This window comes from Mycobacterium sp. IDUB_21, assembly GCF_055419425.1.
The window spans coordinates 1-9714 of the sequence record NZ_JBVAXQ010000026.1; the positions used below are offsets into that span (position 1 = coordinate 1).

General features: G+C 69.4%; 3 protein-coding genes. All 3 read left to right on the forward strand.

Annotated elements, in window-relative coordinates:
- The coding region (locus ACZYY4_RS22940; RefSeq protein ID WP_463812322.1) for a KR domain-containing protein at nt 1–3094 on the forward strand (3094 nt) is incomplete at its 5' end.
- A gap of 19 nt (nt 3095–3113) precedes the next feature.
- On the forward strand, nt 3114–7901 hold the full coding sequence (locus tag ACZYY4_RS22945) for an SDR family NAD(P)-dependent oxidoreductase (protein ID WP_463812323.1): 4788 nt from the start codon (nt 3114–3116) through the stop codon (nt 7899–7901).
- A 5-nt stretch (nt 7902–7906) separates the two neighbouring features.
- Nucleotides 7907–9714: type I polyketide synthase (locus ACZYY4_RS22950; protein WP_463812324.1), on the forward strand; the 1808-nt coding region annotated here is incomplete at its 3' end.

Below are 9714 nucleotides of genomic sequence, written 5' to 3' on the forward strand. Positions count from 1 at the left end.
GCGGGTCAACATGGAGGTGGCCTCGCATACCGCGTTCATGGATCCGATCCTGGATGAGTTGCGGGCGGAGCTGGCCGGCCTGGTTGCCGCTGCCCCGCAGATCCCGTTCTTTTCCACGGTGGTCGACCCGGCCGGGCCCACTCCGAGCTTGGATGCCGACTACTGGGCCGACAATGTGCGCCAACCCGCCCGGGTCGGTCAGGCCATCACCGCCGCAGCGCAGAACCACGGCACCTTCATCGAAATCAGCCCCCACCCGATCCTCACCCACACCATCGACGAGAACCTGGAGACGGTCCCGCACTGCAGCGTCGCCACTTTGGTGCGCAACGGCGACGACACCGTCGAGTTCCATCAGCATCTCAACAGCGCGCATCCGGTGAGCCCGCGGGAACTGCCGCATTCGGCCGAGCCGCACCCGGTGCTGCCCGGCACGCCTTGGCGGCACACCCACCACTGGCTGGAGATTGAAAACTCCGTTACCGCAGCAGAATCCGCGCCGCGATCCGGAGTCCTGCTGGGCACTCACATCAAGATCGGCAGCACACCGACCGTCCACCTGTGGCAGGCGCGGCTGACGCCCGAGTCCAAGCCGTACCCGGGCAGTCACCGCAACAACGGGGTGGAGCTGGTGCCCGCATCGGTGCTGCTGCAAACCCTGTCGGAGGCCGCGATCGAGGTGAGCGGGCAGCCGGCGGTCAGCGACATCCGCTTCGAGCACCCGATCATCGTCGACCGGCCCCGGACCATCCAGGTCGTCGCCGACGCCGAATCGATCGCCATCTTGTCGAAGGCCGTGTCGTCGAAATCAGCGACCGACGACCCCGCCGCTCGCTGGGTCAAACACCTCAGCGCCCGCATCGCGGCCCGCGCGGAATCCGTCTCGGCGGCTACCGATAGCCCGCGCAAAAACGGCCATGCCGGAACACAGTTCGATGACGAGGCGGTGACCTCGCTGTGGCTGTCCTGGGGCAGTGAAGGCCGGCCGTTCGACTGGGTCGTCAACTCCGGCCGGTCGACGCCGGTGGAGTTGCGGGCCGACGTCGCGTGCGCGCACTCCGGCACGGTGGCGCCGCTCGACGCCGCGCTGCACATCGCGCGGCTGGTGGACGGCTCCAACCCGGAGTTGATGGTGCCCGCCGCGGTCGACAGCGTCCGGTTCGGGGAACCGCCCGCCGACGGTCGGGCCGACGTCACCGTGCACCGACGCGACGGCGACGACGGCGAACTCATCGTCGACATCGCGGTGACGACGCCCGACGGTGTCCACTGCGTAGACATCCGCGCCCTGCGGTACGCCGCGCTGGACACGGCGACCGCTGCCGCGGACCCGAGCTCGATCGCGCACGCGATCGACTGGCAGCCGTGGGACGCGGCTCCGCAAACACCGGATCAGCCCGGCACGGTGGCGGTACTCGGCGACGATGCCGCCGCAGAGGCCCTGCGAGGCGGACTGACCGCAGCCGGTCACCGCTGTGCCGGCGTCACCGAGGCTCAGGCCGTCATCTACGTCGCCGACCCGGGGCGGCCAGGCGAAACCGACCTGGACTGCGCGTCCCGGCTGGCCGGCGAGGTGGCCGACCTGGTGGCGAGGCTGGCCGAGCGCGACGAGCACTCGCCCGCGCTGTGGATCGTCACCCATGGGGTTCACGAGGCCGTCTCGGACGCCGCGGTGCGGCAGAGCTGCCTGTGGGGCCTGGCCGGGGTGATTCGGGCCGAGCAACCGCAGCTGTGCGGCGGTTTGGTGGATCTGCCCACCGCCGACGCCGCCGACGCCGCCGACATTGCCGCGACGCTGTCGGGCATCCTGCGTACCCCGGCCAAATCCATCCTGGTGCTCCGCGACGGCCAGTTCCTCACGCCGGCATTCACCCCGATCTCCGGTCCGCCGCAACGCGAGCCGATGGTGTGCCAACCCGACGGCGCCTACCTGATCACCGGTGGGATGGGTGCGCTTGGTCTGCTGATGGCCGGGTGGCTGGTCGACCGCGGTGCTCGCCGGCTGGTGTTGGCCGGGCGCACCGCTCTGCCGCCCCGGCGCGACTGGGACGCCAAGGAGAATCAGGCCGTCGATGCCGACATCCGACACAAGATCGCCGCCATCCGGGCACTGGAGCGCCGCGGTGTCACCGTCGACGTGGCCGCCCTCGACATCGGCTCCCGAGACGGCGTGATCGACCTGCTGGCCCGGCGCGATGCAGCGGGAGCTCCGCCGATCCGCGGCATCATCCACGCCGCCGGCATCACCGAGGGTCAGCTGCTGACCGAGGTAGACGGCGAGAGGCTCCGGGACACCATGTGGCCGAAGGTCGCCGGCGCCCAGGTGCTGCACGAACTCTTCCCGCCGGCAAGCGTGGACTTCTTCTTCATGACGGCCGCGGCGGGCGCGGTGTTCGGGGTTCCCGGCCAGGGCGCCTACGCGAGCGCGAACGCCTACCTGGACGGCCTGGCCCGGGCCCGCCACCGGCAGGGCTGCCACAGCGTCAGCCTGGACTGGGTGGCGTGGAAGGGTGTCGGCTTCGGCGCTGAGGCACACGTCGTGTTGCACGAGTTGGAGCGGATGGGGTCCCGGCCGATTTCCCCGGCCGAAGCCTTCGCCGCCTGGGACCACGTGGAGCACTACGACGTCGCTCAGGCCGTCATGGTGCCGTTGCCGTCGGAAGGGGAGCCGGGCGGGGCAGGTGCCGACGGCCTCGCTCCGGCCCGCGACTGGGCGCAACTGCCCGCCGATGAGATACTGAGCGAGTTGGAAATCGGGTTGCGCAGCATTCTGGCCCGCGAACTTCGCATGTCGGAGGCTGAACTACAGCTGGACCGTCCATTCGCCGAGCTCGGCCTCAATTCGGTGATGGCGATGGCGGTTCGGCGCGATATCGAAGCGCTCGTGGGCCTGGAGTTGTCGGCGACGATGCTGTGGAACCACCCGACGACTGCGGCGCTGGCGGCGCACCTGACCGGCAAGCTGCTGCCGCAGGAGGACTCCGGTGACGACGCGGCGGCCGCCAACGGCGCGCTGCTGGAGTCGGCCGACAGTGTGTTGAATGAGCTGTTCGACAGCGTGGAATCGGCTCCGGCCGGATGGGACGGGATCTAGTGGGAGTTGAGTTCCCCGCATGACCGCAGCATTTGACGAAGAAGCCTTGCGCCACTGGCTGGCTGACTATCTGCTCACCAATATCGGCTGTAGCCCGGACGAAATCGATTTCAACGCGTCGCTGAACGACTTGGGCGTCGGCTCTCGAGACGCCGTCGTGCTCTGCGGTGAGTTGTCCGAACTGCTCGGTCGCAAAGTCTCGCCGGTTGAGCTCTGGCAGCACCCGTCGGTTGCGGAGTTGGCGCGGTTCCTCATTGATCCGGAGTCGGCCGAAGAAGAGTCGGGGCCCGACCCCGGCCGGTTCGGCACCGACGAGCCGATAGCGGTGATCGGTCTGGGTTGTCGGTTCCCCGGCGACATCAACTCACCGGAAGCGCTGTGGCAGTTCCTGATCGACGGGGGCAACGCGGTCTCCGAAGTGCCGGCCGACCGATGGGCGCCGTTCGACGACGGGTCGCCGGAGATCTCTGGCGCGATCGCCCGTACCACCCGTTGGGGCTCGTTCCTGCGCGACATCGCCGCCTTCGACGCGGAATTCTTCGAGGTCTCCAGCCGCGAAGCCGTCAAGATGGACCCCCAGCAGCGGCTGCTGCTGGAGGTGGCGTGGGAAGCGTTGGAGCACGCCGGAATTCCGGCGACCTCGTTGCGACGCTCGCAGACCGGCGTGTACGTCGGGGCCAGCATCACCGAGTACGGCTGCCACGCGTCCGCCGACCTGACCAGCGTGGACGCCTGGAGCAACGCCGGTGGCGCACTGAGCATCATCGCCAACCGGCTGTCGTACTTCCTGGACTTGCGCGGCCCCTCGGTGACGGTGGACACCGCGTGCTCGTCGTCGCTGGTCGCTTTGCACCTGGCATGCCGGAGTCTGCGCACCGGGGAGTCTGAGACCGCCATCGCCGGCGGGGTGAACCTGCTGATGTCACCCGCGGTGTTCCGCGGCTTCGACCAGAGCGGTGCGCTGTCGACGACCGGGGCGTGCCACGCGTTCGACGCCGACGCCGACGGATTCGTCCGCGGCGAGGGTTGCGGTGTGGTGGTGCTCAAGCGCCTGTCCGACGCCCGCCGTGACGGCGACCGGGTGTTGGCGGTGGTCCGCGGATCGGCGATCAACTCCGACGGCCGCTCCAACGGGCTGTTGGCTCCCAACCCGGCCGCCCAGATGGCAGTGTTGCGTTCGGCCTACGCCGACGCGGGAATCGCGGCGCAGGAAGTCGACTACGTCGAAACCCACGGCACCGGAACCCTGCTCGGCGACCCGATCGAGGCCCGGGCACTGGGCACCGTGCTGGGACGGGGACGTCCGGAGGACGCGCCGCTGCTGCTCGGCGCGGCCAAGTCGAACCTCGGCCACCTGGAGGCGGCCGCCGGCATGGTCGGCTTCATCAAATCGGTGCTGGCCGTGCAACGGGCGCAGATCCCGAAGAACCTGCACTTCAACACCCCGAACCCGCACATCGCCTTCGACCAGATGCGGCTGAAGGTCGTTGCCGAACAACAGGACTGGCCGTCCACCGACCACCCGCGGCGGGCTGGGATTTCCTCGTTCGGCTTCGGTGGCACCAACGCCCACGTAGTGATCGAGCAGGCGCCGCCCGCCAAAATCGCTGCGCGCGAAGCAGATCCGGCGGTCACCACGCTGGTGATCTCCGGTCGGACCCCGGAGCGGATCGCAGCGACCGCCGCCGACCTGGCGGCCTGGCTGGACGGCGCAGGCGCCGAGGTGGAACTGCCCGACGTCGCGCACACCCTCAACCACCACCGCGCCCGGCAAGCCCAGTTCGCCACCGTATGCGCCCGGGACCGGGGCCAGGCGGTGCGCGGCCTGCTGGCGCTGGCCGCCGGTACGTCCGGCGACGGGGTCGTCGGCCCGCATGACGGGCCGTGCGGGCCCGGCACGGTGTTCGTGTACTCCGGGCAGGGCTCGCATTGGGCCGGCATGGGCCAGCAACTGCTCACCGACGAACCGGCGTTCGCCCGGGCACTGGCCGTGCTGGAACCGGTATTCGTCGAACACGTCGGATTCTCGCTGTGGGAGGTGATCTCCGGCGGTGAATCGGTCAGCGGCGACGCGCAGGTGCAGCCCGTCCTGATGGGACTCCAACTGGCCCTGACAGAGCTGTGGCGCTCCTACGGGGTGCACCCCGACGCCGTCATCGGTCACTCCATGGGCGAGGTGACCGCGGCGGTTGTGGCCGGCGCACTGACCCCGGCCGACGGTTTCCGGGTGATCGCGGCGCGTTCCCGGCTGATGTCACAACAGGCCGGACAGGGCGCGGTAGCGCTGCTGAACCTCGACGCCGAGGCCACCGAGGCGCTCCTCGACGACTACCCGGATGTCAGCGTGGCGGGGTATCTGTCGCCCAAGCAGACCGTCGTGGCCGGCCCGGTGGCACCGGTCGACTCGGTGATCGCCGCGGTCAGCGCCCAGAACAAATTCGCCCGGCGGGTCAACATGGAAGTCGCCTCGCACACCGCGCTGATGGACCCGATCCTGCCCGGCCTGCAGGCGGCGCTGACGGGGCTGACGCCCGAGGTCGCCACCATCCCGTTCTTCTCCACCGTGACCGAGACCGCCATGCCCGCCGGTGGCATGCCGCTGCTGGACGCCGACTACTGGGTGAACAACGTCCGGCAGCCGGCGCTGCTGACTCAGGCCGTAGCCGCCGCCGGCGCAGAACACACCACCTTCATCGAGGTCAGCGCACACCCGATCCTGACCCACGCGATCGCCGACACGTGCGAGGCACTCGGCGGCCACCACCACAGCGTCGGAACCCTGGCGCGCAACGCCGACGACGCGGTCAGCTTCCACACCAACCTCAACCGCACTCACACCGCCCAGCCGCCGCAGACCCCGCACCCGCCGGAACCACACCCGGTGCTGCCCGCGACGCCGTGGCAGCACAGCCGGCACTGGATCGACACCGCGGCGATCCGACGCACCGCGGGACCGGCCGGATCCGGCGCGGGCCTCGGCACCGGCAGTGCCGGCGTGGTGCCCGCGGAGTGGTGGTGCGAGCTGGCCTGGCCGGCCAGCGAACCGCCGGCCCCGGTGCCCTCGGTGGCCGACCAGTCCTGGCTGGTGATCGGCGAAGACGGCCTGGGCGCCGAACTCGGTGCCAAGCAGGGCGGCGCTGTGACCACGTTGGACGCATCGGCGCTGGCCGCCGACGCCGACCCGGCGCCACTCGCAACGGCGTTGAGCGGAGCAACCCACGTCCTGTACGCGCCGCCGGCGACGGCGGGCCTCACCGCGGCACCGGCCTACGACACGTTCAACACGGCGCGGCGACTGACCGCGGCCATGCTGGATCGGGCCGAGGCCTCGAAGTCCTCGCAGCCGGCGAAGCTGTTCCTGCTGACCCGCAATGCCCAACCGGTCGGTGACGGCGACCGCGCCAACCCCGCGCACGCCGTGCTGTGGGGGCTGGGCCGCAGCCTTGCCCTGGAACACCCCGAGATCTGGGGCCGGGTCGTCGATGTCGACGAGTCGGTTCCGGCGGCGCTGGTCGCCGGGTACCTGCTCGCCGAGGCCGACGCCGCCGACACCGAGGACCAGATCGTCTACCGCGCCGGTGTCCGCCGCGTCCCGCGGCTGCGCAAGGGCCATCCAACCGGCTCCGCCACGCCGGTCGGATTCGACTCGGACAGCTGTCATCTGGTGATCGGTGCCACCGGCAACATCGGGCCGCAGCTGGTTCGGCAGCTGGCGGCCAGCGGGGCCAAGACCATCGTCGCGGTGTCGCGACGCCCGGGGACGCGCCTCGACGAGTTGGCGGCCGAGTTGTCCGCGACCGGGACGACGCTGGTGACGGTGGCGGCCGACGCGGCCGACGAGACCGCGATGAGCGCACTGTTCGACCGGTTCGGCTCCGACCTGCCGCCGCTGGCCGGTATCCACGTGGCCGCTTTCGCCGGCGGCCCGGTCACCCTGCGCGACATGACCGACGATGACGTCGCCGCCATGTTCCGTCCGAAACTCGACGTGGTCGCGGTGCTGCACAAGCTGTCACTGCGGCAACCGGTGCGCCACTTCGTGCTGTTCTCGTCGATCTCCGGAATCACCGGATCCCGCTGGCTGGCGCACTACACGGCGACCACGACCTTCATGGACACCTTCGCCTACGCACGCCGGGCGGCCGGGCTGCCGGCCACCGCGATCAACTGGGGACTGTGGAAGTCGTTGAACGACACCCAGTCCGACGTCGAACGCCAGGTGACCGTGGAGTCCGGTTTGGAGCCGATGAGCGACGACGTGGCGATCACAGCGCTGCCGCTGGTGATCGGCGCGCACAATGCCGTGCGGCACACCGTGGTGGCGGCGGACTGGCCGCGCCTGGCCACCGCCTATCGCACCCGGGCGGCGCTGCACATCGTCGACGACCTGCTGGCTGTTGCCGAACCTGCCGACGGATCGGCGTCGGTCACCACCGAGTTCCGCCGGATGCTGGCCGAAGCCGAAACGGAACAGCGCCTGGAGTTGCTGCGCGACCACGTCATCGCGCAGGTCGTCGCCGCTATGGGCCTGGCGTCACGCCACGCACTGGACCCGACAGCCGGATTCTTCGCCTCCGGCATGGATTCGCTGATGAGCGTGACCCTGCAGCGAGCGCTGTCGGACAGCCTCGGCGAAACCCTGCCGGCCGCAGTCGTCTTCGACTATCCGACCGTCGACGCGTTGACCGGATACCTCGCCACGATCCTGCCGGAGCTGGTGGAGGCCGCCGAGCAGGACAACGCGGACGCCTATGACGACATGAGCGATGACGAACTGCTCGCGCAACTATCGGAGAGGTTGAGTTGAGCGGTATGGGTGCTGCGTCCGGCGGGGGGACGGATCGTCGGTCAGTTGTTGCTGAGGCGTTGCGCAAGATCGATGATCTGACGGCGCGGTTGGCGGTGGCCGAGGCGGGTGACACCGAGCCGATCGCCGTGGTGGGTTTGGGTTGTCGGCTGCCCGGTGGGGTGGATGATCCGGCCGGTTTTTGGCAGCTGTTGTGCGATGAGGGCTCGGGGATTGTGCGGGTTCCGGCGGATCGCTGGGATGCGGATGCGTTCTTCTCGGCGGATCATTCGGAGCCCGGGACGATTTGTTCTCGCGATGGTGGTTTCTTGTCGTCGTGGCAGCCTGCGGAGTTCGATGCGGAGTTTTTTGGTATTTCGCCGCGTGAGGCCGATGCGATGGATCCTCAGCAGCGGTTGTTGATGGAGGTGGCCTGGGAGGCGTTGGAGCACGCCGGGATCACCAAGGAGGCGATCCGCGGTACCCAGACCGGCGTCTTCGTCGGGCTCACCACTAACGACTACACCCTGATCGCAGCGGAGAAGCTCAGCCCGCGCGACGTCGACCCCTACCTCTCGTTTGGCAACGGGCCGAACTTCGCGGCTGGCCGGTTGTCGTATTTCCTCGGCGTGCACGGGCCGGCGGTGATGCTGGATACGGCGTGTTCGTCGTCGTTGGTCACGATTCATCTGGCGTGTGCGAGTCTGCGGCGCCGGGAGTCCGATGCGGCGTTGGCCGCCGGGGTGAACCTGATTCTGGCCCCGCAGAACAGTGTTGCGACGTCGCGGTGGGGGATGTTGGCCCCCGATGGGCAGTGCAAGACCTTTGATGCAACCGCCGACGGCTATGTGCGCGGCGAGGGCGCCGGTGTGGTGGTGCTCAAGCGGCTCTCGGATGCTCAGCGTGACGGTGACCGGGTTTTGGCGGTGGTGCGGGGTTCGGCGGTGAATCAGGATGGGCCGTCGAGTGGTCAGACGGTGCCGTCGGGTCCGGCGCAGCAGAAGGTGGTGCGGGCGGCGTTGGCGTCGTCGCGGTTGACGCCGGGCGATATCGATTATGTCGAGGCGCACGGGACCGGTACGGCGCTGGGTGATCCGATCGAGTTGGATGCGCTCTCGGCGGTGTTCGGTGAGCGGGGTTCCTCGGCGCCGTTGGTGTTGGGTTCGGTCAAGACCAACCTGGGGCATCTGGAATCCGCCTCTGGCGTTGCGGGTTTCATCAAGACGGTGCTGTCGGTGCAGCACGGGTTCATTCCGCGGCATTTGAACTTTTCGGAGTTGACGCCGAATGCCGGTGCGGGGGCGGCGAAGTTTCAGATTGCGGCCAAGGCGATGGAGTGGCCGGCGGTGTCGCGTCCGCGTCGGGCCGGGGTGTCGTCGTTCGGGGTGTCGGGCACCAATGCGCATGTGGTGATCGAGCAGGCCCCGGTCACCGAAGCAGCTGAGGCGGTCACGGCCGCCCCGTCGTCGCCGGTGATGAGCACGTTGCTGGTGTCGGGTAAGACGCCGGCGCGTATCGCGGCCACCGCGGGTGCGCTCGCGGCGTGGTTGCAGTCCGACGGCGCCGATGTGGCCTTGGCCGACGTCGCACACACCCTGCGCGAGAATCGAAGTCGCTTCAAATACACCGCGGGCGTCTGCGCCCGTGACCGCGCCGCCGCAGTGGCCGGACTGACCGCACTCGCCGCCGGCGAATCCGCAGCCGGTGTCACCGAGCCCCGGCCGTGGGCGTCGGCTTCCCGCCCGGTGTTTGTGTTTTCGGGTCAGGGTTCGCATTGGGTGGGGATGGGTCGTCGGTTGCTGGCTGATGAGCCGGCGTTCGCTGCGGCGGTTGA